This is a genomic window from Paenibacillus sp. FSL W7-1287 (assembly GCF_038004245.1).
In the GTDB taxonomy this organism is placed as follows: Bacteria; Bacillota; Bacilli; order Paenibacillales; family Paenibacillaceae; genus Pristimantibacillus; species Pristimantibacillus camelliae.
This window is the reverse complement of sequence record NZ_JBBORD010000001.1, coordinates 4,131,767-4,157,060: the sequence shown is the minus strand read 5'-3', so window position 1 is coordinate 4,157,060 and position 25,294 is coordinate 4,131,767. Positions and strand designations below refer to the sequence as shown.

At 39.3% G+C, this 25,294-nt stretch carries 31 protein-coding genes and 1 pseudogene; 28 read left to right on the top strand and 4 right to left on the bottom strand.

Annotated elements, in window-relative coordinates; translation table 11 throughout:
* Positions 1-47: 47 nt before the first annotated feature.
* On the bottom strand, positions 48-1,016 hold the full coding sequence (locus tag NSQ99_RS18710; protein WP_340838449.1) for an acetylxylan esterase: 969 nt from the start codon (positions 1,014-1,016) through the stop codon (positions 48-50).
* Between the two features lie 295 nt (positions 1,017-1,311).
* Here NSQ99_RS18710 and NSQ99_RS18705 point away from each other — a divergent pair, with 295 nt between their 5' ends.
* The 9 genes from NSQ99_RS18705 to trhA all read left to right on the top strand — a co-directional run bounded on the left by NSQ99_RS18705 (position 1,312) and on the right by trhA (position 8,310).
* On the top strand, positions 1,312-1,872 hold the full coding sequence (locus tag NSQ99_RS18705; protein ID WP_251667422.1) for a hypothetical protein: 561 nt from the start codon (positions 1,312-1,314) through the stop codon (positions 1,870-1,872).
* Between the two features lie 79 nt (positions 1,873-1,951).
* Complete coding sequence (locus tag NSQ99_RS18700; RefSeq protein ID WP_251667423.1) at positions 1,952-2,635, top strand: response regulator transcription factor; 684 nt, start codon at positions 1,952-1,954, stop codon at positions 2,633-2,635.
* Complete coding sequence (locus NSQ99_RS18695; RefSeq protein ID WP_340838448.1) at positions 2,628-3,761, top strand: HAMP domain-containing sensor histidine kinase; 1,134 nt, start codon at positions 2,628-2,630, stop codon at positions 3,759-3,761. The genes NSQ99_RS18700 and NSQ99_RS18695 overlap by 8 nt, the downstream gene beginning before the upstream one ends.
* An 887-nt stretch (positions 3,762-4,648) precedes the next feature.
* Positions 4,649-5,506 carry a M15 family metallopeptidase gene (locus NSQ99_RS18690; protein ID WP_340838447.1) on the top strand — a complete coding sequence of 286 codons (858 nt, stop codon included), beginning with the start codon at positions 4,649-4,651 and terminating at the stop codon, positions 5,504-5,506.
* The gene (locus NSQ99_RS18685) at positions 5,503-6,012 is read left to right on the top strand and encodes a VanZ family protein (protein WP_340838446.1); all 510 of its coding nucleotides are present in this window, start codon (positions 5,503-5,505) and stop codon (positions 6,010-6,012) included. Before NSQ99_RS18690 ends, NSQ99_RS18685 begins: the two co-directional genes overlap by 4 nt.
* A 105-nt stretch (positions 6,013-6,117) precedes the next feature.
* On the top strand, positions 6,118-6,462 hold the full coding sequence (locus NSQ99_RS18680; protein ID WP_340838445.1) for a LapA family protein: 345 nt from the start codon (positions 6,118-6,120) through the stop codon (positions 6,460-6,462).
* A gap of 84 nt (positions 6,463-6,546) precedes the next feature.
* The gene (locus NSQ99_RS18675; protein ID WP_251667428.1) at positions 6,547-6,738 is read left to right on the top strand and encodes a hypothetical protein; all 192 of its coding nucleotides are present in this window, start codon (positions 6,547-6,549) and stop codon (positions 6,736-6,738) included.
* 181 nt (positions 6,739-6,919) lie between these two features.
* On the top strand, positions 6,920-7,633 hold the full coding sequence (locus NSQ99_RS18670; protein ID WP_251667429.1) for a hypothetical protein: 714 nt from the start codon (positions 6,920-6,922) through the stop codon (positions 7,631-7,633).
* Positions 7,634-7,665: 32 nt separating this feature from the next.
* Entirely contained in the window at positions 7,666-8,310 is a 645-nt protein-coding gene (trhA, locus tag NSQ99_RS18665; RefSeq protein WP_251667430.1) for a PAQR family membrane homeostasis protein TrhA, read from the top strand.
* Here trhA and NSQ99_RS18660 read toward each other — a convergent pair.
* Positions 8,307-9,125, bottom strand: coding sequence for a lipase family protein (locus tag NSQ99_RS18660; RefSeq protein WP_251667431.1), 819 nt, complete (start codon positions 9,123-9,125; stop codon positions 8,307-8,309). The genes trhA and NSQ99_RS18660 overlap by 4 nt on opposite strands.
* Positions 9,126-9,324: 199 nt before the next feature.
* Between NSQ99_RS18660 and NSQ99_RS18655 the strand changes: the two genes are divergently transcribed.
* The 15 genes and pseudogenes from NSQ99_RS18655 to NSQ99_RS18590 all read left to right on the top strand — a co-directional run bounded on the left by NSQ99_RS18655 (position 9,325) and on the right by NSQ99_RS18590 (position 19,715).
* A complete protein-coding gene (locus tag NSQ99_RS18655) occupies positions 9,325-10,296 on the top strand; it encodes a Gfo/Idh/MocA family protein (RefSeq protein WP_340838444.1) in 972 nt (323 codons plus the stop codon).
* 137 nt (positions 10,297-10,433) lie between these two features.
* Positions 10,434-11,123, top strand: coding sequence for a helix-turn-helix domain-containing protein (locus tag NSQ99_RS18650; RefSeq protein WP_340838443.1), 690 nt, complete (start codon positions 10,434-10,436; stop codon positions 11,121-11,123).
* Positions 11,124-11,143: 20 nt separating this feature from the next.
* The gene (locus NSQ99_RS18645) at positions 11,144-11,998 is read left to right on the top strand and encodes an IS3 family transposase (RefSeq protein ID WP_340838442.1); all 855 of its coding nucleotides are present in this window, start codon (positions 11,144-11,146) and stop codon (positions 11,996-11,998) included.
* Between the two features lie 188 nt (positions 11,999-12,186).
* The gene (locus NSQ99_RS23270) at positions 12,187-12,432 is read left to right on the top strand and encodes a tyrosine-type recombinase/integrase (RefSeq protein WP_445670556.1); all 246 of its coding nucleotides are present in this window, start codon (positions 12,187-12,189) and stop codon (positions 12,430-12,432) included.
* A gap of 635 nt (positions 12,433-13,067) precedes the next feature.
* Positions 13,068-13,445 (top strand): IS66 family insertion sequence element accessory protein TnpA, encoded by a 378-nt coding sequence (gene tnpA, locus NSQ99_RS18640; protein ID WP_340838441.1) that lies wholly within the window; start codon positions 13,068-13,070, stop codon positions 13,443-13,445.
* Positions 13,435-13,791: an IS66 family insertion sequence element accessory protein TnpB gene (gene tnpB, locus NSQ99_RS18635; protein ID WP_340838440.1), complete on the top strand. Its 357-nt coding sequence runs from the start codon at positions 13,435-13,437 to the stop codon at positions 13,789-13,791. Before tnpA ends, tnpB begins: the two co-directional genes overlap by 11 nt.
* Positions 13,792-13,865: 74 nt before the next feature.
* On the top strand, positions 13,866-14,009 hold the full coding sequence (locus tag NSQ99_RS18630; protein ID WP_340838847.1) for a hypothetical protein: 144 nt from the start codon (positions 13,866-13,868) through the stop codon (positions 14,007-14,009).
* 49 nt (positions 14,010-14,058) lie between these two features.
* Positions 14,059-14,244 (top strand): transposase, encoded by a 186-nt coding sequence (locus tag NSQ99_RS18625; protein ID WP_340838439.1) that lies wholly within the window; start codon positions 14,059-14,061, stop codon positions 14,242-14,244.
* A gap of 183 nt (positions 14,245-14,427) precedes the next feature.
* A complete protein-coding gene (locus NSQ99_RS18620) occupies positions 14,428-15,414 on the top strand; it encodes a S8 family peptidase (protein ID WP_340838438.1) in 987 nt (328 codons plus the stop codon).
* 14 nt (positions 15,415-15,428) lie between these two features.
* The gene (locus tag NSQ99_RS18615; protein WP_340838437.1) at positions 15,429-16,358 is read left to right on the top strand and encodes an SAR2788 family putative toxin; all 930 of its coding nucleotides are present in this window, start codon (positions 15,429-15,431) and stop codon (positions 16,356-16,358) included.
* A gap of 145 nt (positions 16,359-16,503) precedes the next feature.
* The gene (locus tag NSQ99_RS18610; RefSeq protein WP_340838436.1) at positions 16,504-16,968 is read left to right on the top strand and encodes a hypothetical protein; all 465 of its coding nucleotides are present in this window, start codon (positions 16,504-16,506) and stop codon (positions 16,966-16,968) included.
* A 504-nt stretch (positions 16,969-17,472) separates the two neighbouring features.
* A pseudogene (locus tag NSQ99_RS18605) lies at positions 17,473-17,955 on the top strand (IS21 family transposase); the annotation flags it as partial.
* 305 nt (positions 17,956-18,260) lie between these two features.
* Positions 18,261-18,665 carry a helix-turn-helix domain-containing protein gene (locus NSQ99_RS18600; RefSeq protein WP_340838434.1) on the top strand — a complete coding sequence of 135 codons (405 nt, stop codon included), beginning with the start codon at positions 18,261-18,263 and terminating at the stop codon, positions 18,663-18,665.
* A 192-nt stretch (positions 18,666-18,857) separates the two neighbouring features.
* Positions 18,858-19,274, top strand: a complete 417-nt coding sequence (locus tag NSQ99_RS18595) for an ATP-dependent DNA ligase (protein ID WP_340838432.1) — start codon at positions 18,858-18,860, stop codon at positions 19,272-19,274.
* An 84-nt stretch (positions 19,275-19,358) separates the two neighbouring features.
* The gene (locus NSQ99_RS18590; protein WP_340838431.1) at positions 19,359-19,715 is read left to right on the top strand and encodes a hypothetical protein; all 357 of its coding nucleotides are present in this window, start codon (positions 19,359-19,361) and stop codon (positions 19,713-19,715) included.
* 1,277 nt (positions 19,716-20,992) lie between these two features.
* Here NSQ99_RS18590 and NSQ99_RS18585 read toward each other — a convergent pair.
* Positions 20,993-21,232 carry a hypothetical protein gene (locus NSQ99_RS18585; protein ID WP_340838430.1) on the bottom strand — a complete coding sequence of 80 codons (240 nt, stop codon included), beginning with the start codon at positions 21,230-21,232 and terminating at the stop codon, positions 20,993-20,995.
* Positions 21,233-21,341: 109 nt separating this feature from the next.
* Between NSQ99_RS18585 and NSQ99_RS18580 the strand changes: the two genes are divergently transcribed.
* The 3 genes from NSQ99_RS18580 to NSQ99_RS18570 all read left to right on the top strand — a co-directional run bounded on the left by NSQ99_RS18580 (position 21,342) and on the right by NSQ99_RS18570 (position 22,201).
* Complete coding sequence (locus NSQ99_RS18580; RefSeq protein ID WP_340838429.1) at positions 21,342-21,593, top strand: DUF7662 domain-containing protein; 252 nt, start codon at positions 21,342-21,344, stop codon at positions 21,591-21,593.
* A gap of 1 nt (position 21,594) precedes the next feature.
* A complete protein-coding gene (locus NSQ99_RS18575; RefSeq protein ID WP_340838428.1) occupies positions 21,595-21,771 on the top strand; it encodes a hypothetical protein in 177 nt (58 codons plus the stop codon).
* A 130-nt stretch (positions 21,772-21,901) separates the two neighbouring features.
* On the top strand, positions 21,902-22,201 hold the full coding sequence (locus NSQ99_RS18570) for a Cthe_2314 family HEPN domain-containing protein (RefSeq protein WP_340838427.1): 300 nt from the start codon (positions 21,902-21,904) through the stop codon (positions 22,199-22,201).
* 175 nt (positions 22,202-22,376) lie between these two features.
* On the opposite strand, the gene NSQ99_RS18565 is transcribed toward NSQ99_RS18570, so the two are convergent.
* Complete coding sequence (locus NSQ99_RS18565) at positions 22,377-23,336, bottom strand: IS30 family transposase (protein WP_340834498.1); 960 nt, start codon at positions 23,334-23,336, stop codon at positions 22,377-22,379.
* Positions 23,337-24,334: 998 nt separating this feature from the next.
* On the opposite strand from NSQ99_RS18565, the gene NSQ99_RS18560 reads away from it, so the two are divergent.
* Entirely contained in the window at positions 24,335-24,652 is a 318-nt protein-coding gene (locus tag NSQ99_RS18560) for a hypothetical protein (protein WP_340838425.1), read from the top strand.
* The last annotated feature ends 642 nt before the right edge of the window (positions 24,653-25,294 follow it).

Genomic DNA, 25,294 nt, shown 5'->3' with positions numbered 1-25,294 from the left:
AGCTAGCTCGTCATGAATAGTATTCTGACAGCTAGCTCGTTTTACTTTTATTTGCTTTGCAGGTAATCCATAAAGAGCTGTAAACGAATCGTAACCGAAGCTGGAGCTTGCTCGTGACCAAAGTAGCGGTAGACTTCAATGTCTTTGTCGCATGTAAGATGGTTATATGCAGCAAATATTGTAGACGGTGGTGTAATATCATCGATCAGACCGACAGTTAACCATGTATAGCATTTGATGCGAGGAGCAAGATTCATAATGTCAAAATAACTTAGCGTTTGCTTCGCATTTACTTCTAACTGAGGCGAACTGGAATTACGTCTGAAATATTCATTCAGCTCATAGTATGGACCATTAGGCGTCACATCAATAGCGCGCTCGAAGTTCGACAGGTAAGGGTAATCAGCAACGGCCAATACTGGAGTTTCAGATAGTGCTGCAGCCGCTAATGTAATAGCTCCGCCTTGGCTGCCGCCAGTAACTGCGATACGCGTTGCATCAACCTCAGGCTGCGCAGCAAGTACGTCTATTGCACGCACAGCATCCATGTAAACAGCTCGGTAGTAATATTCATATTTGTTCTGAATACCTTGAGTCATCCATCCTGTGTTATGTCCGTTGCTGGCAACGACATTATTAATAGAACCAGCAAATTGTCCACGGCAGAACATACGTAGCACAGCATAGCCCTTTAACGCTAGGTTCACTGCATGATGAACATCGCCATCATTGACCCAATTATAGCCATGGTACTCAACAATGCCTGGCAATGGATCGCTTTGTTCAGGGATTGCTAACACACCTTCGATTTGTGCGTCATTAAAGCCTTTGTAGTAGACGCGATAAACCTTTAATCCTTTTACGGGGTAAGCGATTTCATGTCTTTCATAGGAAAGTGGAACCTGCGCCAAATCGGCTAATGTTTCCTCCCAGAATGAATCAAAGTCGGGTGCTGCGGTAGAGCTTGGTTTATATTGTCGCAGCTGCTCAAGCGGCATATCATATGGTTGTGGCATAGCATGTACTTCCTTTCATATATAATTGAACTAGTATACTAGTAAATTGTGCCACACTTATTGCACCGATACAATGCTAAATTGCTATAGCTATTAGTGGATGAGATACATATATTTGGTCTATTTACTGTCTACTAAAAATGAAGTAATATGAATACATATATGAAATGTTAAAAGATGGATACTTGATTCCGACTTATGTCTAGTATTGAATTAATACCTTGGGCGGTTACAGTGGATTGCAGAATAAGATATTGTTATGTTCATAAGATTCATTCAGGAGGTCAAATTTAGTATGGAGAAGGAAATCTATATTTTACTTACAAATACAGGTACATTGCTCGCCCGTTCTATTCAGTTTTGTACTGGTGAACAGTATAGCCACGTCTCCATAGCATTTGACACGGAGCTCAAAGAGGTATACAGCTTTGGACGTAAGGATCAAGCGAATCCATGGATCGGTGGATTTGTTCAAGAGGATGTTCGCGGACCTTTATTTCACAATTCGCCGTGCAAACTCTATAAGTTGCAGATAGACGAGCAGGCATATACCAATATCCGAGAACAAATTGATAGCTTTATGAGAGATGAAGACAAATACCATTACAACTTTCTAGGTATCCTTGCTGTACTTTTTGGGATCCACTGGCAGCGTAAGGATCATTATTTTTGCTCGCAATTTGTTAATAGTATTCTACAGCAGGCAAATGTGCATATTATTAATAAATTGCCTACGCTTACGACACCGGCTGATTTTATGTCAGCTAAAATGGAGCTGATGTATCAAGGCAGCCTTCATTCTTATATCGGTACGCTGTACAATTCGCGTCGCAGAAAGCAATTTCGTACAGCCTAAGCATTCTTTCTCAAAAAAGGATGCTTTTTTTTATGTTATTTAGACTAGCGAGTATATACATGGTTGAGGTGAATAGTAAATGGTTAATATTCTGATAGCGGAGGATGACGAGGATATCGCAAAGCTGATCGCGATGCATTTAGAGCAGGAAGGCTATTCGGTTGTGATTAAACAAGATGGTCTTTCAGCGCTTAACTATGCAAGCAGTCATCCTGTAAGTCTAATCATTATGGATATTATGATGCCGGAGCTGGACGGGCATCAGGTAACGAAAAAATTACGAGAGCACTACACGATGCCTATTATTTTCCTTAGTGCGAAGACAACAGATATGGATAAAATTACGGGGCTTGTTATTGGAGCGGATGATTATGTAACAAAGCCCTTTAATCCGATGGAGCTTGTCGCTCGAGTCAATGCCCAGCTGAGAAGATATCGGATGCTAGCTCAACCTAATCCGACAGAGAGCACGGTGCTCGAGCGTAATGGTCTACGTATTGATATTGATGCTCGTACAGTTCAGCTATATGACCGAGAAATTGAACTAACGCCTAAGGAATTTGATATCCTGCATTTGCTCGCTCAGCATCCTAAAAAAGTGTTTAGCTCTGAAAATATATTTGTACATGTGTGGGGCGAATCCTATATGGATTCGGCAAATACAGTGATGGTACATATCCGGACATTGCGGAAGAAGCTAGGTGAAGATAAAAATAAGTGGATCAAAACGGTATGGGGAGTGGGGTACAGCTTCAATGGATAATAGGCTGAAGAGGATCGTTGGCAGAGGAAGCTTTCGGACAAAAATGCTGGGCGCATTTGCACTGAGTATGCTGATCTCAGCTTCTACGACTTACCTATTGTATCTAGCATTGAGGCAATATTACCGCAGCTATGTCTATATGGAGGATCCGCTGGCAGGCTGGAGGCACTGGATGGCTGAGATCGGTGATCTCAATGTATTTTTAATGATCTTCATACCACAATCTATTATTATGTTTTACCTTATTACAAGGCCATACGTGAAATACTTTAATAATATTTCAGAGGGGATTCATCATTTAGCCAGCGGTAATTTTACACATAAAGTAGAGCTGTCAACGAATGATGAGCTGCAGCAAATTGCTGATGATATTAATCGAGCTGCAGAAAAGCTGCAGGAAGCAACCCGCAGAGGAGATGTCGCAGAGCAAAGCAAGGACCAGCTTATTATGAATCTTGCTCATGACTTGCGTACACCACTTACCTCGGTCATCGGATATTTAAGCTATATTTTACAGCATGACACGCTTGACCAAGAGCGCAGCAAGCATTATACAACCATCGCCTATGCTAAATCGAAACGGCTTGAGAGCTTAATTGAGCAGCTGTTCGAGATTACGCGTATGAACTATGGACATATTACCCTTCACCATGAGCCGATAGATATCGGTGAACTGCTAACACAGCTAGTTGAAGAAATGTCCCCAATGTTCGAAGCGCATCATGTACAAGGTCGTATTCAGCTAGACGGTGATCTTAATCTAAATGCGGATGGTGAGCTGCTTGCGCGTGTGTTTGAAAATTTACTCAGCAATGCTGCACGCTACGGCAGCGATGGCTTGTATATTGACGTAACCGTCGAGCGTCAAGCGGACAATATCGTAATACAAGTAACCAATTATGGTGCCATGATCGAGGAAGAAGACATGAAGCATTTATTTGATCTGTTTTACAAAGGAGATCGATCCCGCACACACCAGGAAGGCAATAGTACAGGCCTTGGCCTATACATTGCGAAAAACATCATCGAGCAGCACGGGGGTTCGATTGGGGTGGGGAGTGACGTAACACGAACAAGCTTTACCATAACCCTCCCTGTAGGGGTAGGTTCAAATGTACGACTTTGATGACGATGTGTTGCGTTGTAGAGTATTCGACGGCGAATCTTGAACGCTAGCGAAAATTCCGGTGCTCACGTACCAAATACGTACGCTGCGCTCCTCATTTTCTAACTAGCGGTCAAGCTTCTTGGTCCTGAAAGCCGAACGTTTGAACCCCTTATTGGAAGATGTCGGTTCAAAAGTTCAGCTTTGATGACGATGTTGCTTCTTTGTAGCGTATTCGACGGCGAATATGAGGTTCAACCGAGAACTCCGTTGCTCACGTACCAAGAATGTACGCTGCGCTACTCGTTCTCTAGTTTTACCTCATCTTCTTGGTCCTGAAAGCCGAACATTTGAACCCTTATTGGAAGATGTCGGTTCAAATGCTTGCAAGGAAAGAGCTTCAGCTCCGCTCAATGTCCCATCAGCGCCCCTCATTCCGTGAGAATGTTAAGCGATGGAGACATTGATTGCGGAGCGCTGGTAACAAATGCTGCTCCGATTCAGCCCTAAAATCATGAAGGACGTAGCACACGCGTGCAAAAAAAATGCTTCAGCTTTTGCTACATATCACCAAAAGCGCCCCTCATTCCGAAGGAATGTTTAAGCGTTGGAGATATGTAGCAAAGCGAGTGGAAGTTCAAAAAGCCCAGCTTTGATGACGATGTGTTGCACTGTAGCGTATTCGACGGCGAATATGAGGTTCAACCGAGAACTCCGTTGCTCACGTACCAAATCCGTACGCTGCGCTACTCGCTCTCTAGTTTTACCTCATCTTCTTGGTCCTGAAAGCCAGGCTTTTTGAACAACTATGTTCTTTTAAGAAACTCTTAAGAATTAACCCGCTTTTTTATTAAAGAGTTTTCACTATACTGTGGATACTTTAGTAAAAGAAGGAGAGCAACGCAATAATGAAAAAGTGGTTTTTCATATTAGCAGTTTTTATTATTATCGTCATCGTTGGTCAGCAGCTTCAAAAGGATAAGCTGGAGATTAAGTCTGAAACTATCCAAGAGCAAAAGGATGGGGAATATACTGTTGTTGAAATCGATGAGGAGCAGATGAAGATCGGTAATCTGCTCCTTATTAACGCACAGAATCAGCTTGATCCAAAGGGGATTGCTAGTGATCTTATCACCATTAATCGAGAGAAAGCCTTAGACCATGGCTATTCGTTGTCCAGCGATGAGGTAAAGCTTTCACAAAACATGCTAGCTGCATTTCATGAAATGATGAATGCAGCACATGATGACAATATCAATCAATTTTTAATTACGAGCGGTTATCGCAGTCTGGAGCATCAAGCGCAACTATACGAGGAGGTTGGCAGTGTGTATGCTTTACCTGCTGGTTACAGCGAGCATAACAGCGGCCTAGCGCTTGATATTAGCTCAACGATGTCGAAGATGGAGGTTGCACCAGAAGGCAAATGGCTGCAGCAGCATGGGGCAGCCTACGGCTTTATATTGCGGTATCCAGAGCATAAGCAGCATATTACAGGCATTGGTTATGAGCCGTGGCATTTTCGTTATGTAGGACTTCCACACAGCTTAATTATGCAGGAGCGTGACCTTGTGCTAGAGGAATATATCGAATTTTTAGCTGATGAGGGGCAGCTTACGGTTAATACAGGCGACGAAACCTATACCATTACACATTATGATTATGAACCACAGCTTACGATTAAGATTGAACCTCGTGTAGACTATGAGATTTCTGGTAATAATGTGGGTGGTATCATTGTAACAACAAGGGAGAGGTTAAGATGAAGGCATGGAGAATGCTGCTATATATAGCCTTTCTGGTAAATCTCTACGTGCTGCTTGTCATTATATTATTTAAGATGTCGCTGCCACAGCTAGATGTCATTTATCAACAAGTGGAGCTGCTGCTAGAACGTCCTGCACTGTTATCTGGTCGAATAGAAATGGCAAACTTTGTTCCGCTGCACACTATTAAGCAAAGCTTATCTGGAAATTTAGCGTTGATGCAGTGGCTTAATCTCTACGGCAATATTGCGATCTTTGCTCCGACGGGAATCATCATTGCACTATTATCTAAAAAGGAGCACTTAGCGAATGCAGCTTTTGTCTCCTTTATCATAAGTCTGTCTCTCGAAACGATGCAGCTGCTATTTATGATGGGCTCATTCGATGTTGATGATCTTATCCTCAATACAGCAGGCGGGCTGCTCGGTGCTATCCTTATCACTGCTGGAACAAGAGTCGTCAAGCTAGTCGCCCCTATTAAGAAAGTATTTGGCTTACTGCGCTAAATGCTTAAGTGTATGAATCTGGCCTGCATAGCTTACAATATATTGAAGCGGGATACTTTACGTACTGCTTAATGTGTGAGAATCTAATAGCAGGAGGGATTTGACATGAAAAGTCAGTGGACATTAATTGTTGGCTTGTTATTTGCGCTTATTATAGCCATCTTTGCTGTTATTAATGTAGAAGCCGTAGAGGTTAATTACTTATTTGGCTCAACGAGCACGCCGTTAATTCTCGTTATTATGATATCTACTTTATTTGGTGGACTAGCTGTTGGTTCGCTAGGGATGTTCCGCGTTTTTGTATTGCAGCGTAAAGTGAAGCAGTTGGAGAAGCAGCTGGAGAAACAGCAAACTGATGAAGTGGAAGTGATCGAAAGTCCAATGGTCGTATCTGAGGACGAAAAATTAGAAATACATACAGATGAGCAGCAAAATGAAAATAAAAATTAAATGTTTGCCACATTGTTCGCTTTATTTAAAGGCTATAAGTATTGTACAATAAAGGCATAGTTGCCTAAAAGGTAGGTGTTGTAATTGTCACAACAATCTGAACAAGAAGAACAAAAAGCGATTAGTCAGGCTGAACGCGCAAAACAGCTTTTAGCTGCACGTAAGCAGCAACAGCAAGGATTGCAAGGAAAGCAGCATCAGTCTACAGGGACAAAAAAATTAGTAAGCCAAAATACAAAAAAGGTTAACAATCAGCGCAAGAAAATGGGCGTTTAATGAAACGTATGGATGGCCCTCTTGCAGCACAATAAGACGCCCTGTATGGGCGTTTTTTTGTTTCTCTAGGCGACAGGAAATTATTTTCTAGTCGTCTGTTTGCATTATTTTTTGCTATAGCCAGCATAATGTAACTATGCTTAAACCAACCTTATATACTAACACATTCGGAGGAAGACAGATGCAAGCTAGTCAATCATTAAAAGTATTTTTACTAGCTGGTGTAAAGACGAGTCCGAGCGCATTCCATACATTGCAGCAGCGCTTGCAGCACAAGCTTCAAGAAAAAGGCATTACACCAGATATCGAGATGTTATTTCCATATGGTGAGATGGAACGAAACTTACTATTGCAATTGATGGAGGTACGTGCTGACCTATCAACATATGCGTACAATGCTGGAATTGGTGGAAGAAAGGTATGGAAAAGAATCGAGCCATATACCGATTCAAGAAAGCTGCTGTTGATTGGGCATAGTGGGGGTGGGGTAGCCGCGTATCAAATCGCAAGAAAAATATATGAGGATCGCTTGCCGATTGAAACAAAAGTAATCCAAGTTGGTTCTCCGAAAACACGGATTATTCCCCCGCTCAAACAAAATGTGAGCTATATTCATTCGGTCGATGAGGACGGAAAATATAAAGATCCTATAACGAAGCTGGGCAGCTGGGGTGGATGGACGATTCGCCAAGATCGGCTGCCAATGCCACAATGGGATACTAAAAAGTACGCACCAGGAATGATCGTTGGCGTGAATACGATAGGAGGCCATGCGGATTACTTTAGGCACACCACTCCATTTACAGATGAACTGAGCAGCTGCAATCTAGATAAGACGTTACAGCGCATCGACGGTTGCTTGAATGATTGGTTGTTATCCGCTACACTTACTTAATTAATATAGTTTGTTAGTTAGGAAGTGAAAGAGTGGCTAATACACACACCTATACGAAGGGTGAAGAAATAGCAAATGCGATAACACACGGAATCGGTGTGCTGTTAAGTATTGCTGCACTTGTGCTGCTTATTGTATTTGCAGTGATGAAGGGGACCGCCCTGCATGTTGTAAGCTTTACCATCTACGGCACATCCATGGTGCTGCTGTATACGGCTTCCACGCTCGTACACAGCTTTCCAGAAGGCAAGGCTAAGCGGGTATTTGAATCACTTGATCATTCATGCATTTATATCTTTATTGCCGGCACGTATACGCCAATATTGTTTCATATCGTACAAGGTACACTGGGCTGGGTGCTGTTCGGAGTGGTATGGGGCTTAACCGTCTGCGGTATTGTATTCAAATCAATGTTCGCTAATCGGTTTTTATTTACATCCACCATTTTGTATATATTAATGGGATGGTGCATCGTTTTTGCTTGGAATAGGCTTGCAAATCATTTTGATCCCCAAGGCTTAACTTTGCTTGTTATTGGCGGCGTGCTATATACAGTTGGTACCGTTTTTTATATGTGGCGCAGCTTTCCTTATCATCATGCAGTATGGCATTTGTTTGTGCTGGCAGGCACGATTGTTCATTTCTTCTCAATACTACTGTACGTGCTGCCAGCTTAATCCTCAGCTTCACCTGGACAAAAACCGAGAGGGCTAGAGCAGATTGCGTTCGCAACATCTGGCATATCTGAGGCTAAATCGTGGAAATAGCTATCCATGATGTGATTGGATGCTACGGACCCATGGCGAAAATTTCGCTGTACCTCGCCTTTAACATGAAGATAGAAGTAGGTCTCATCGGTTTGAGGCGAATGATAGACTAGCGTTGGAAGATGAGGCACAATATCGTACTTATTTTGAAAACGCCAGTGCAGTGGAACGGTATAGTTATATGCTTTGACAAAGGCAGGATCGCCAACTCGTGGAGCGCCGAATGTATAGACGATTGGGCCTTGAAACGGCATATAGGTGGCGATATCAAGCGCAGCGAGAGTTGCCAAGGCACCACCTAAGCTATGTCCAGTAATATAGAGCGGCAGAGAAGGATCTAGCTCGCTCAGTAGCTCCATGACCTGTGGCCGGAGCTTGTAATAAATGTCGGTGAAGCCCTTATGGGTTAAACCGGCATTTTTTATTGGGAAATATTCTGTCTGCTGAGCAATGAAATCATGCACCCAATCCATCGAAGTACTGCTTCCGCGGAACGCAAGAATTGCATTTTGCTCGGAGGCAAGTACAAATCCATAACGATCATTTTCGATTCCGAGCTCAGAAGTGACTATCGAACCAACTAATTCATATTGATCCGGCTTAATGAATGCCCCCGTTTCTTTATTGGCAAATTGAATGTACGTTTGGCTGCATATCGCAGCAAGAAATAATGCGCTTTGATAATTTGGCTCCTGAATGATACGTTGAGATTGCCCGTTCACCATGATGTCCCCTCCGATCATATGTGGTAAGTAGACTATATAGTATGTAGATACTATCGAATGGGTAACTGCTGAGTTGAAAGAATTAAAGTAAGTGCAGCGCGACATAGACATTTTTTTGAAGTGTTCGCTATAATAGTGGGAGCATGAAGTACATACATCAGCATGAGCTTTATCGATAAAATGACAATACGGAGGGGAAATGATGACACTTAAAGTTGGATTAATCGGTACAGGCTGGTTTGGAGATATGCATGCAAAGCTGTTGACACAGCATAAGGATGTTGAGCTGCAAGCTGTAACTGCCAGCTCGCAGGAAAAGGCAGAAGCGTTCGCAGCAAAGCTTCCAAATGCAAAGGGGTATGGGGATGTTCAGCAAATGCTGGATGCGCATTCATTAGATGCGGTTTATATATGCACACCACCGTTCGCACGAGGTAACTTTGAGCAGCAATGCATCGAGCGTGGCATACCGTTTCTAGTGGAAAAACCGTTGTACAGTGAAGCTGAGCTACCTGAACAGCTATTGGAGGCAATAAAGGCGAAAGGCCTTATTACATCTGTCGGCTATCATTTTAGATATATGGATGGAACGGATCGAGCGCAGGAGCTGCTAGCTAACAGGCAGCTTGCACTAGCATTGGGTTACTGGATGGGCGGAGCGCCAGGAGGAACTTGGTGGCGCAGACAAGAACGTTCAGGCGGTCAATTTGTTGAGCAGACAACGCATATCGTCGATCTGTTGCGCTATATTGCTGGTGAAGTGACTGAGGTATATGCTGCTTATCACGAAGGAATTCTAAGCTCACAGGACGCAAATGCGAACGTTGCAGACGCGGGTACGGTGACGTTGAAGCTTGAGGGCGGAATGATTGCAACAATTAGCAACACCTGTATTATACCTGCTGGTGAACAAGCAGGGCTTCATTTCTACACGAATGAAGGGAAGCTTGAGATTAGTCATGGCGGAGTAAAGGATTTTACAGCTGCAACGGTGATTGAATATAAAAATAAAAGCAATCCATATGAGAAACAAATGGAAGCATTTTTACACGCGGTAAAAACAGGCGATACCTCGTTAATTCGCTCTAGCTATGAGGACGCTTGTAAAACACACCGAGTAACCATGGCTGCCAATGCATCCGCTCTAAACGGACAAGTCATTAAGCTATAAGTGTAAGGTAGAAACAAGAAGTACAGACCCCTCATTTAAACAAAAGGTGGCACAGAGAATTTCTGATATGCTCCCATCATAGTAGACAGTAGAAATAAACAAAACTTCTACCGCTACTAATGATGGGAGTTTTTCTAATGTCTAAAAGAAGTCCAATTTCTTTAGAATTGAAATTGCATGTCGTACGGCGATGCCTTGGACATAAATCAAATCCGTACTATGAGGCGAAAAAGCTCGGAGTTAAAACAGACACTGTTAAAAATTGGTTAAGAAAATATGAAGCAGATGGTTTAGATGGGTTAAAGGAATCAACTAGATGGAAAACTTACTCCAACGAGTTGAAGCTTGCTGCTATTAAAGATGTATTGTCTGGTCAATACTCTGTAGCAGATGCAATAAAAAAGCATCATATTTCAAGTGGAAGTGTCCTGCAGAAATGGATTTCCAAGTATACTAGTGAGATAGAATTGAAACCTACTCGTAAAGGAAGAGGGCTATCTCCTATGAATAAAGGACGTAAAACCACGTTTGAAGAACGCATTGAAATTGCACAATATACCATCGCTAATGGTTTGGATTATCAGAAAGCAATCGGAAAGTATGGTGTCTCTTATCAGCAAGTCTATGCATGGGTTCGTAAATATCAGGAAGGCGGTGAGGATGCTCTCAAGGACAACCGTGGTCGTAAAAAGCCTGTAGACGAACTTGATGAGCATGAACGTCTTAAGCTACGGATCAAGGAGCTAGAAGCTCGGAACGAATACCTAGAGATGGAGAATGCCTTCGCAAAAAAGTTGGAAGAGATCAAGCGACGAAATACACGCTAACCCTTGTTCGACACGTAAATTTGTATCAAGCGATTCAAGAATTGAACAAAGAAAAAGGGTACGCCATTACAATGTTATGTGCACTAGCGGGGGTTGCTCGATCTGCCTATTATAAGTGGTTAAACTGGACGCCATCTGCTAAGGAAATGGAAGTTCGTTCGTTAGCCAAAGAAGTACAGCTTCGTTATGACAAGCGAAAAGGGATACTTGGTTACCGTCAAATACGTACTCAGCTTAACCGAAAACTCAAAAAGAAGTACAACAAGAAGCGCTATTACCGAATCATGCGAGCCCTTGGACTCAAAGCGGTCATTCGTAGGAAACGACCAAGCTACGTGAAAGCCCCTGAGATCCATATTGTTGAAAATGTAATGAATCGTAGCTTTGATGCCCAATCTCCTAATTCAAAGTGGTGTACAGATGTGACAGAACTGAAGTTTGGAAATGGTTGCAAAGCCTATCTAAGCGCGATTATTGATGTGTACGATAACTCCATTGTTTCATGGGTATTAGATCGTTCCAACAACAATAAGCTCGTGATGGATACGCTGAAGAAGGCTTATGAGAAAAACCCTGGTGTAACCCCACTCATCCAAAGCGACAGAGGCTTCCAGTACACCTCCCATGAGTATAATCGACTCCATGTGAAATACGGATTTAGGAAAAGCATGTCTCGCGTGAGTCGATGTCTGGACAACCAGCCGATTGAGCGATTTTGGGGGACTTACAAGTCGGAGAGCTATTATCTCACAAAATACGATACCTATGAAAGTATTCTCAAAGACGTTAGCGAATATATTCGCTATTACAATAATTATCGATATACAGAGTGTTTGGACGGGTTGTCTCCTAACGAATACCGGCAAATTGCATAAAAAAGAAACCTCAGCTCTATTCAAATGAGCCGAGGAATCTAATCTAACTTTTTGTTTTTTACACTGTCCACTTGACAGGGAGCACTTCATTTCTGTACCACCTTTTGTTTTTATAGATATGGAGATGATTCGCCGCCGACTAAACTACAAAGAAGTGACCTCGTCATCAAAGTCGTGCTTTAGAACATATCATCACTACACTAGCTAAACAAGCTAATGTCACTACAGAGTCCGGCAATCAGGTCTCAGCGCACAAGTTGAGACATACCTTCGCCACGACATTGTACAATAAGAATCCTAAAGTAGATGTTCTCATATTAGGCTCGTTGCTAGGACACAGCGATCCAAATTCAACTAAGATCTATACTCAGATTTCGAAAGATGTTATGAGAGACGTTTTAGAGACAGATCTATATAATATGGACAACAAATAATTAATTTCAGGAATGAAAAAGAGGAGGGCAAGGACTAAAAAATGCAGATTTCCACTTTTGATCCAAGAAATAAATCTTTTTGTTTTCGTATGGATGGGTATAAATGTTTCTTTCGCAAAACAGGTAAATGTTCTCTTGAGTTGACTAAGAGTGAGACTGAACAATACATAAAGAAAGAAAACGAAGAGAGAAAGTTTGTAATAGATGAGGACTCCCATTGGTATTACCCTAAAAACTCTGTGAAGTATTGCCAGTTATTAAGAGATGATATACTGCAAAACGGAGTCAAGAGAGAAATTATAGTTTTTAGTAACTCATGTGGTCATTATTCATTTGATGCCGGTCAACACCGATCTTGTATTGGAAAAAGATCTAATATATCCTCGATTCCTGTTGAACAACATGGAGATAACGAATCTCTATGTAGCCATTGTTCTAGCATGAAGAGCAGCTTAAGGTACCGTATCCAGGCATTATTTCGAAAATCTTTCTGGTTTATAGGTTAAACGTAAGCGTCTAATAAGAGAGTGTATAGAAGTACCCGATCAACTTTGAGATAATTCCTTTAGAGTAAAGTCACAATTGTCTTTAGAGTTTTTAGACTTTACTCTAAAAACTCTAAGGAGTGGATCAAATTGACACCTGCAAAAATGGCTCAACAGTACCGCCTTCAGCAATGGATCGAGACCATTAGAGATTGTAAAAATAGTGGACAAACCGTCACCGCTTGGTGCAATGAAAACCAGGTCAGCACAAAAAGCTATTACTACTGGCTTCGTAAAATTCGTGAATCCATGGTTGAAGCTGCTTCTATCCCTTCCGTTGTTAATAAGAATGAACCGACACTTATCCCTGTCCCTTCCTCTATACGGACGCCTGCCTTACCGTCCAAAGTAAACGATGAACAAGCGGCCATTATTCTCCGTACCGATGCCGTGACCATCGAAATTCATTCGCACGCTTCTGCTCCTTTAATTGAACAGATGCTTCGCAGTCTTCACTATGTTCGGTGACATTTCAAAGGCTGAGCAGCTATTCATTGCGTGCGGTTATACAGATATGCGTAAGTCCATTGATGGATTGATTCATTTGGTTCAGCATCAGTTGCACCTCAATCCCTTTCAAAATCATCTATTTCTATTTTGTGGTCGAAAACGTGATCGGATGAAGGCCTTGTACTGGGAAGGGGATGGCTTTGTTTTGCTATACAAACGATTAGAATCCGGACAGTTTCAGTGGCCCATGGATGCTGAGGCTGTACGTTCCATTACTCCACAGGAATTTCGATGGCTGCTTGAGGGACTTTCCATTCATCAGCCTAAAGCCGTGAAAAAGCTAGATTTCCTGCCTACCGTATAAACTAGTAAAATATAGATTACATGCTCTATTATGGTATAATAATCATATAGAAAAGAGCAAAGGAACGGAATTTTATGAGCCCGATCGAGCAGATTCAACAGATGGAGCATCGCATTGGCGATCTTGAAAAAGAGAATAAACGACTGCAGGAAGCCGTACAGTTTTTGACAAAAAAGCTGTATGGGAAAAGCTCTGAAAAGACAGCCGTGCTCCCCTGAACTGCACCCCAATTGTTAGACACATCTAACAATTGGAGGTGCATTTTTTATGGCTAAATTCACCCTAAGTCAAAAACTAGATGCTGTTACGAGATACCAAAATGGTTCCGAAAGTGTTAGAGAAATCGCAAAATCTATTCATGCGAATAAATCTGTTGTTCTGAATTGGATTAAACAATACGAATACCATGGATTATTAGCTTTTGAAAAATCCTATTTTCGCACGATTAAGTAGTGTCATTTCGTCACTCTTAAAACAAAACGAAGTATATTAGCCTCATTTCATTCGTTAGTTAGTAAGTTTGTGTTTGATTATACTTTTAGTATCCAAAAATGTTTTATAGTGGTTATATTTCTTAATTATGGTTAGATGGTATAATTAGTGGCTGTAGGAGATTAAGAGAGGAGGAAGTTTCATATGATCAAGAGAGTACCAATTAAATCATTTAATCATCGATTGAAAATATTAACTTGTGTACTAGTTCTCGTGATTTTTTCAAGTTGTGGTAATTCTCAGGGTCTTTCTGATAAGGTAGTTTCTCAAGAACGTTTATCTGAATTATCATTAGAATCGAATCAAATCATCCCATGGGGAGTAGCATACCAAAACTTTTCTGAAGTTCATAATAGCGAAAAAAAAGTAAAAATAGCTATTATGGATAGTGGAATTGATTTCTCGCATATTGAACTTGAGGGGAAGATAGTAAAAGAATATGACGCATTGTTAGATCAAGAAAATCAAACTCCTACAGATAGTTTAGGGCATGGAACTGCAATTGCTGGAATAATTTCCGCAAATGACAATGATATTGGGATTGTTGGTGTAAGTAGTAATGAAAATGTCGAACTTTATTCTGTAAAGGTATTAAATGATACTGGAAAAGGTGAAACATCACATTTAATTAGTGGGATAGAATGGTGCATAGAGAATAATATTGATATCATAAATATGAGTTTTGGTATTCTTCGAGATCGTGAAGAGCTAAGAGAAGTGATAGACAATGCAGTTAATAACGGAATTATTATAGTAGCTGCTGTAGGAAACAAGTACCGAACTTCAGTAGATTTCCCTGCAGGCTATCCCAATGTAATCTCTGTGACTGCTATAGATGTTAATGAAAATAAATTATTTTCGGCGTCAGAAGGAAAGGTTGATTTTAGTGCTCCTGGTGTAGATATACTAACTATTTCTCCAAATAATGAGTATCAGGTTGTAACTGGAACATCTTTCGCATCAGCACATATAACAGGTGTCATTTCTAATCTTTTACTTAACAGAAATTATGAGAAAAATTATGACCTGTTAGAACAAATAAAAAGTGACTTAATTAGTTTGTCCCATAATTTAGGTCCTGACAGTGATCACTCAATTTATGGATATGGTTCAATCAGCATTAAAAATTGAAAGGATGAATAAAAATGAAAATTTCATTTAACAAGAAATCTTTATTATCACTTATTTTGTCTATTGCATTGGTACTTACATTCTTCTATCAACCTCATCCAGTATATGCACACGAAACTTCATCAGATCATTTAGCCACACACGTTCATGAAGTTGAAGACATTGAAGATTATTTAGCATCATATAAACTTGATACCCAGGTTAGTAATACTGAGCAAGAAACGATAGTCAGTAAAGTAGTAAGTGGGAAGAGTAAAGTCAGTAAATTTTTTAATACTAAGTCTGAAAACGAACTAGAAAGTGAATTTAATAGTTTGGAAGCCAGTATGATCCTTGATAAGGAAACACTACAAATTCGCCTTATTACTAATGAAATAAGTGCTAGTACAGGTGAAGAGTATCGGGAGTATGATGTTGTAATTAATGCTTTAGGTGACAATGGTGATATACAGGCTACATTCACAGATACCGAGACGTTAGAAGTATATGAAGTTAATCAAGATGAATTACAGGCGTCTTTGGTATTTCTAGTTCCAATTGGAGTGGTAATAGGGGAAATATTGCTAGCACATTTACTAGCAATGGCGCTCGCTGTTACGATAGGCGGTATAGCTTATGCTGCATGGCACGAAATTGCAAATACACTAAGAAATGATCCCACTTATGATCATTATGCAGCAGAACTTTATTTAGGTAAAGTTTATATAGGTCCAGCTCTTTCATTTACTCAAGCTTGGCAAAGACTTAGTCCTAATTCAGGTTTGCGTGATGGAATTGGAAATGTATTTTCAACATCGAGTGCTAAGGCACTAGCTGTTGCGACTACGGCAGGAGGCGGTAAATTAGCTGTAGGTCCAGAATTAACTTGTAATCAATTACCGGGATTTTTATACTTTACACATTATCATACTCATGATCGTAGAGGCGGACATTCTTTCTTTTAATTAAAGTGTATTAAAGTAACAAATAGTTAGTAGTTTGATACTACTAACTATTTGTTTATTGCTAACTAAGTATAATTATCCTAAAGATCTAAACACTAATGCATAGAATATTTCCAGAAAATCCTCAGTGTTAAAGGAGAAAAACATGAGTGAAATTACATTCATAGCGTCTAAGAATAGTTTACCAGAAATTGTTCGAACTGGAGCTAGACTAATTAATGTCAAAGATATGTCTCAGATCAATAATCAACAAGAAACTGGAACGATCAAGGAGTTAAATGAAGAAAGTGAGTTAATATTTATTGATGATGAAAATCTTTTTAATAACTTGAGTATTAGTAGATGCGGTATTCTACCAAATGGTTTTAAAAAATATATTACCTTGGAGTATGTCTATATAATAGAGGCAAGACTAAAAAGTAATTTTATACACCAAACTTTTGACTATATATTAAATCTTCCAAAACATATTGAGGTTGAGTTGTGGTCAATTTGGGATGGATATGAAGAACAACCAATAAAGTATAGAAAAATAAAGAGGGATGAGTTAAGTTATAAGGATTTAGAGTTTTTTCTTGATGGTAGCTGTTGCTTAGTTATTGAAAAATAATCACGTTTAATATTGGATGAAAAGTGATCTGAAAACTAACGATTATTCAAGGTATATAATATCTGCTAAAATCGTAATATACAATGCCCTTTTAGTTTCTCTTAGCTGCGGCAGCGGCAAGCGTTCATAATTTAAGGGTTACACCCACCTAGCCATTCCTATAAGGAATGGCTTTTTTTTAGATTCACACAATTGGGGTATTTATCGGACTGGTGAAATAAATTGGGAGATATATAATACTGATTATGCCTATAATGTTCGATGGGCTAGTCAGTTTAGTAGTAACAGACCTATCGAAAGATCTCTTAATCACGAATTGCAGTTTGAAAAAACATACAGATCTAAACAACAAAAGCTCGTCGCTACGGGCTATAAAATTCTGAAGGACGCCGTGAAACTAACCAAATAAATATAAATGCTAGTCTAAATATGTACAAAAACGCTTGAATAAAAATGTACAGAATTGCTTGTCACGACATAATGGTCTCGAGAGGAGAGATCGTGATGTACATGACGCTAAATATTCAAACAAACGTCGAGGTTCGTAGTTTACTAGACTTACCTAATCTAAAATTGTTAATGGAGAATCTCAAAATGAAAATTAATAAAAGTGAATTAGCAAGAAAGATGAACGTGGATCGTCGAACGATTCAGAAATATCTAGATAGGTTTAAGAAAAGTGAAGGAAGAAATCGTGAGTCTAAATTAGACGCTTATTATGACATCATTTCAGATTTATTATCTGAAGAAAATAAGCAAGTATTTTACTACAAGCGTGTACTGTGGCAATATCTCACGGATAACCACGGTTTGAGATGTGGCAGTTCTACCTTTTGAGCCTACATCGCTCGCAAGCCCGAGTTTGAACGGTACTTTACAGAAGGACGTCGCTTGCCTTCACGTCAGAGTGTCGTACGCTATGAAACGGCTCCTGGTCAGCAAGCACAGTTAGATTGGAAGGAAAGTATTCCCTTTGAAACACGTAATCAGAGAGGAGCTTGTCCTCTATCTCAGCGTGGATTACAACATACCATTACTACGCTGACTAAACAAGCCTGGTCACTACAGAGTCCAGGAAACAGGTATCAGCTCATAAGTTGAGACATACCTGCAACGACATTGTACAATAAGAACAATAAGGTAGACATTCTTATTTTAGGATCATTGTAGGACACAGTGAATCTAAACTCTACTAAAATTTATTTATACCCGTATTTCTCAAGATGTCCTGAGAGTAGTATTAGAGATAGATCTGTATAATGAGTAACTATGATAAGAAGGGGAGGTGACGTATGCGAGCTAGATACTCAGATATTGATAAAAATATAATGGAGGTTACTTCAAGAAACTTAAAGAAGCTGCTTCAACGTAAAAAGCTCACTCAAAAAGCACTAGCCGATATGACCGGATTATCTACAAGTAGCATCTCAGATATGGTCACAGGTAAGACACTTATATCTCCAACTAATCTAGAAAAAGTTTCGAATTGTCTGAAGGTGGATAAAAGTGTGATCATGCATAATGCGAAAGATTCACTAGGTAACCCTCTTCATAATGTTTTTAACTTAGTAGATATCTGCGACGATGATGAGATAATAGATAAATATTATCCTAAGTACGCTGGTACTATAAATGAATTTCAAGCGCGGTCATATTTACAATATGTTCGTTTTTTGAAGAGTCAAACAGGCAGCTAAAACAGCACTGAGCAAAGTTCAGTGATAAATACAAACAATACTATAATGCCCTATAAAGATACACTACATTTGTTTTATTAAAAAGAGTGTAATTATAGGGTATTTTTGTGCCGTAAATTAGTTACCAGTAATTGATTTAGTTATTATTCTGAGGTCATTTTGGAAAGAATGGCTCGTAAGGGAGGGGAAACAGTGTTTATACCACCGATGTTATTAGAAAAAGTTAAGGAGCCGTACAATCATCCATCTTATATATTTGAACCAAAATTAGATGGTCATCGTTTGATATTGAGTTATTCTGAGGAGGCGACTAGATTATATACTCGCCATAACACCAATGTGACGTTTAAGTATCCCGAGCTGCACATTAACAATAAGGTTCCTTCAATGATATTAGACGGTGAAGTTTGTGTTCTTAATAATGATGGCAGCGATTCTTTTGAACAATTGATGCAGCGTTTTGCCTTATCCGATAATAAACGAATTGCACGCAGCGCGAGCAATAATCCTGTAACTTATTTTGTATTTGATATTCTATACTTTGATGGCCGCGATGTACGCTTATTACCTTTACATGAACGGAAGGGCATATTAAAAGAAGCTTTCTAATATATTCAGAACCCTCAGATACAAGAGATGTTATTCATTAAAGAGGAGGGGGAGCGGTTATGGCAGGTTATCCAGCAACGTGACATGGAGGGGATGGTGGCAAAGAAGTATGAGTCCACATATCAATCACGCAGGAGTAAGGATTGGCTTAAGATCATTAATTATAAGTATATTGATGCTTACGTTAAGGGTATGATGACCGAAGAATTTGGATGGATTATAGAAATAGATACAAATGAGGGAAGACAATATGGGGGAGTAATCCACGTTGGCGTCCCGCTTTGGGCTAAAAGTGAACTAAGTATGCGGATCAAGGCATTCACTAAAGAGAGAAAGAAGAAGGCAGTGTACTGGAAGGAAGATATACCGATTACGGTTAAATTTAGAGCTTGGACAGAAAACGGATTGCTTAGGATACCAGAGTTTGATGGTTTCCGCTGATATAAAGGAAGAGGCATTACTCATGCCTCTACTGTAATCGTGTGAAAACTCAAAGTACAGCATAGTACTATAGGAAATGTGGTGCTATAATTTCTAAACCAATGACTTAACCTGTTTAATTAGAGGGTTGAGAAGTACTCGTTTTTCTGTAATCTCTTACTTCTATTAAACTTCTTAAGCAACTAAAGCTTAAAGCACCGCAACTGGCTACAATTATTACTTTTTCATACGCATCCGATTCGAAAGAGCTAAGTGCTAACGCGAAAGTTACAGTAAGAAATGCATCTTGAATTAGATTAATTACCCATATAAAGAGTATATATCTTTTTTGTTCTTGTAGTTTGCTTTTTAGATGAGAAACTGACAACTGAAACAGATATGTAATGATAAGTAGAACCACTGAATAATAGAGATTCCAATATTGAATATTCCAAAGATCACTTAAGACTTGCTGAGCGTAGTCTTTTAGTAGAGTAGAGTTGTGATTTTGTGGAATCACAATTTCCTCTTTCCATAATGTAAAATAAACTAAAAAGGGTACAATAAATATGTCGATGCAAAAAATAATTATAGACATTGTAAGTCTATCTAATAATGAAGAGTTGACGACCACCTCTTTTACAATATGTTTTTGAGCAACATAAATAAGTATAAAAGGTGCTAAGCAAGATAGGATAACATACACAAAGAATACAATTGGGGGAAGCTGAACAGTTCTGAATATAAATGTAGTCATATAACTCGGGATAAATGATATCTTTGCTGTTGTTAGAGTAAGGTAATATAGTACAGATTTTGTTGAGAAATATGTAAATACTACTGTTATTACAATAGAAAAAAATTGTGTCCAGGCATACCATTTAGTTTTTGAGTCATAGTAACGTATTGCTAAAATAGAGGAAAGACATAAAAAAAAGTAAACAGTGATAGTGAACATACTATTAGGAATGTGATGGTCAATAAGCCATTTGTATAGTCCTAAGATTGCTATAGAAGCGATTATGGACAAGATATAATTCAATTTAGTTTTCATTTTCAATTTGTTTAACATATATCACCTCAAAATTAATATCAAGGAATTAATCACTGCACATTAATAATTTATTGAACAGTATTTAACACCATTAACTATTATTTTCTCCTAAAAACAAAAGAGGGGTACTAAAATGGTGGTGGTCATAGGGTCAATTCGTGGCTGCTTTTTTAACACAAGTTGTTGCGAATCGTTATTATTTACTGCAGGTGAATCTAGTTCAATCATATTAGATCTATTAAGCTTATGTTGAGTTACTAAACGTTTGTTCATTAAAGGAGGATAATATGCCCGGCAATGCATTAACCGTCTCTACTATCCCAATTTTCAGCATCCCTGATACATCTGCATGATCCTGAAAGCTTTGCTTTAACTCCTCAACCTTTGATGTGATTTCCTTCGCATACTCCAATAATCGCATTATTGCGTAAGTAATAACAGCTATGGCAAAGTATAAGGCTCCGAACTCCTTAAAATGCTCCATTGATTTCCTGTCCAGGTATTCTATAATACCATTATATACAAATTAGATTTATTTCTTTTGCTTTTTTCGAGAATAATAGTTTTGTTTGTACTAGATGGGAGTTAAAACAATGAGTTTAAGGCAAAGTAAATATGAACTTCTCCATAAATATTTAAAGAAAAGCGACAATAATATGAGTTTAACCTTCTTAGATTTGGAGAAAATACTCGGATTTGCATTACCATTATCGAGTTCTAAATACATAGCGTGGTGGGATGGATCTTCACGGCATACTCAGGCTTACGCCTGGACAGAAGCAGGCTATAAAGCTATACCAAATTTGAAAGAAAAGAAAGTTGAATTTGTTAAAAGGGGGATATAATTTGACAGCTATAATCGCTATGTGTTTGAACGATGGCGTGTTTATAGCAGCTGATTCGATTAGAACAGATTTGAAAGATTTTACAAAACAACGTTTTAAAAAGATTGTTAAACAGACAGACTCATTCTTTATTTTCTCAGGTGGCCTGGTTGATTATACTGATATCGTAAACGTTTAGAATTAGTAATATTGGAAATACTAAAATTAATAGCGTAAGCTTAGCCGGCTTTAGCAATACATACGCTTCACGAATGAGATGCGCATCTCGGAATTTGCCGTGTACAAATACTGGTAGGCAAAGAGAAAAAGTGGGGCAAGAAATTCTGAGAGCTGAGTTTTATGCCTATCTTAATGCAGTTCTCGGCTCACTTGACCTGATTCTTCATGAAATTAATATCTTGTATCAACTAGGGATTGAAGAAAGAAGAGTTAAATTATCCAGAGTTAAAAGTGCTCTTCAAAACCGTGGCACATTTGAGGTATCTACGCAACTTCAATCTCTTGAGAACTTAGATTGGTATAAATCTCTCAGAGATTTAAGAAATAAGGCAACTCATAATCCAGGGATGATATGGACTCTTTATTTAGTAATAATTCCGGAAAAATAACACTTCCTGATGATCCTTTTTCAAGAGAATCAAGCTCAAGCATAGAAATAAGTTCATATCTGGAAAAGACACTGAATGACACAGAGACATATATTGATAGCATTCAGACTATTATTTTAAGGGAAATTTGAGGAGGGGAAAAAATGTTCAATATGTTTTTTAATATGATAGATTGTCAAGCTAAGTGCGACAACTCGTCCATAATCGCTTCGTGAGAAGTTTTCCAACCTAGACATTTACGTGGTCTATGGTTGATTAAATCTAAAGCACATTCAAGTTCAGCTTGATCTATCGTGTTTAAGTCGAACTTCTTAGGAAAGAATTCTCTGAGAAGCCCATTGGCATTTTCGTTACTGCCTCTTTGCCAAGATGAATAAGGATCAGCAAAGTAAACCATCAAGCCGTGCTCTTCTAACAATGCTTGATGGCAAGCGAATTCCTTCCCACGGTCAACGGTAGCTGTAAACATAGGTAAAGCAAGCTCTTCTAAAGCCGTAGCAACAGCTTTCTCCATAGACAAGGCTGAACGGTCAGGCATTTTTACAGCGTAGTAATAGCGTGTTTTTCGTTCGACAAAGGTAGCCAAGCAGCCTTTACTTTTACCACGGCTAGAAACGACAGTATCAAGCTCCCAATGACCAAAGGTTTCACGTTGCTTCACTTCTTTTGGACGTTGCCTGATGGATAATCCAAGATTAAAGCGACCTCTGCTTTCACGAGGCTTTCTACGCTTTCCCTTGTGTCGCAAGAAGATGGTGTTTCCTTGGACGAGTTTCCCCTGGTAAATCCAGCGATAGATGGTCTTAAAGGATACCGCGTGCTCAGGATCGTCTTGTTTCATTCGACCTTCAATTTGTTCTGGAGACCATGTTGCAGCCAGAGTTTGAGTAAGGTAATGTGCTCTGTCTTTGTTCCACTTTCCTTTTGGTTTACTTTGCATCCGCTTGTGCTGATAATCGGCTTGTGCGTCGCTAGCCTCATAAGTAGAAGAGTGGTTATTCATGCGTTGTATTTCACGAGAAACCGTAGAATGGTGGCGCTTGATCTGCTGTGCAATGGCTCTTGCACTCCATCCTAAATGTAATAATGTTTCTATTTTTGTACGCTCGTTTATGGTAAGATGTGTATAGCTCATGACGAGTTCTCCTTGTAGGTGGTGTCTGGTAACTTCATTCTACACGAATTCGTCATGAGTTATTTTTTTAGGTGTCGCACTTCATATTACAATCTTTCATATGAAAAATAAAGAAAAAGATAAGAACAAAAAAAAAGAGTACAGTTATTTCTCTGCCCAAGAATACGGATGTACCTCCTGTAAATAAATATAAAGATTTACTAGATAAGTATGATTATTTGGATAAAAAACAATAGGAAAACCACCTAGCCAGCATATTTCATTGAAATTCTTAACGAAGCTGCGTTCCGAAGCTATTTTGAAAGCCTGTATGAAGGAAAAATAACGTTAAAATTCAAGCCTATCATATCAATTCCTATGAAGAACAAGTTCTATATGATTTGATCAAATTTGAAAAGACTTACGGAATCAAAGAAGATAGCAGCGACTATGAAATTAAAGTATTTTCTAAGATATCAGAAATTACTATAGAACGATGTAATGCTGGTGATTATATTAGTTCAGTTGAGGTTATCGAAGGTAATCATTTTTCATCGGATTGTGACACATACGGAACAGCATACGGTCAAAAGGCTTGTAATCAGTATCATTTTCACAATACAGAGACAGGTAATTATGTAGTTCTCTACCATCGGTATTGGTGTTTGTAAATGGTTGGATTAAATAATTTAGAAAAAGCGCCAGGCAAAATGCCTTGTGCTTTTTTTGATTTTAAGGATGGCATCACGGGATCGTCATTTGCACCTTATCAGCCATCTCTACAGTCACGGTAGGCGACCACGCTCATCGCCTTAATCCACATTCTAGTTGTCAGAGGAAAATATAGTATTAGACTAGAACGGGATTAAGTTTCCTCGGTACAATGTAGTTTTCTCAAGAATGCTCGCACCAATGTTCACGAAAACCCGTTTCCAAAGTGTTGACAAGTCAAAAAAAATTTTATATGCTGGTGGTGTGGAGTGGAGTAAATCCAGTGATTGAATTTTAAGGAGGTCATTATGGAAATTCGTATAAAAATTTCAGACGCAGAATTTGCGGAAATTGAAAGTCGGTCGAAAGCAGCAGGATTCCCCACAGTTACTGCTTATGGTCGTAGTCTGCTTTTTCCCGAACAAAACTACGAACTGAAGTGGGCAGAGGTAAAGGCATACATTAGCAAACTCGAACCTGACGAAGTCTTTCAAATACGCGACGCTTTGCCTAATCCCCCATCACTCTTCGGAAAATGGGCTTATGACCAACGTGCCGAGTTAGGCATTGAACCAGCTGGTAAAGACCGCCAAAACACAAATAAATGGCGTAAAATTAAAGACTGAGCGGATTGGGGTGGTGTCAATGACAAGTGATGATTTAATTGCTGCAATGAACAGTTTAAGCCTCGTAGAAAAAAGGAAGTTTATAGAGTATGTAATTCAGAAATACTCCATAAAGGCGTGTGAAGGTTCGTATATTGTTAGCCACGATTGGTGGTTAAATGATAAAGACGATGATTACGATAGGTCAGACCAAAAAACAAAGTAAAGGCATTTCAACTTGTCATATTCACATAAAATACCAATGAATTCGGGGATGACTATGGACAAAGAACTGGAAGACAACCTGGCGAATGAGTTTCCATTCATGAAAAGAGGGGACAGTTATGAGGAACAGGAGAAAAGTGGAATAATACGGGATAAATTTGGTGCTTTCGGGTGTGAAGTTGGTAATGGCTGGTATGTAGTTTTACGCGAATTATGCCAAGAAATAACCCAGGCTTACAATAGAGCGGGGTTGCCTGTAGTAGACATTGTCGTGGATCGTGTGAAAGAGAAGTTCGGTCAACTAAGGTTTTATTACCATCGGGTAGACAACGACCCTGCTATTCACTCCATAGATCCCCTTGCCCTTGCAGAGCTTCATAAGGAGGTTGCTATTTTAGTACGACAGTGCAGAGAGCATTCTACCACTGTATGCGAAAG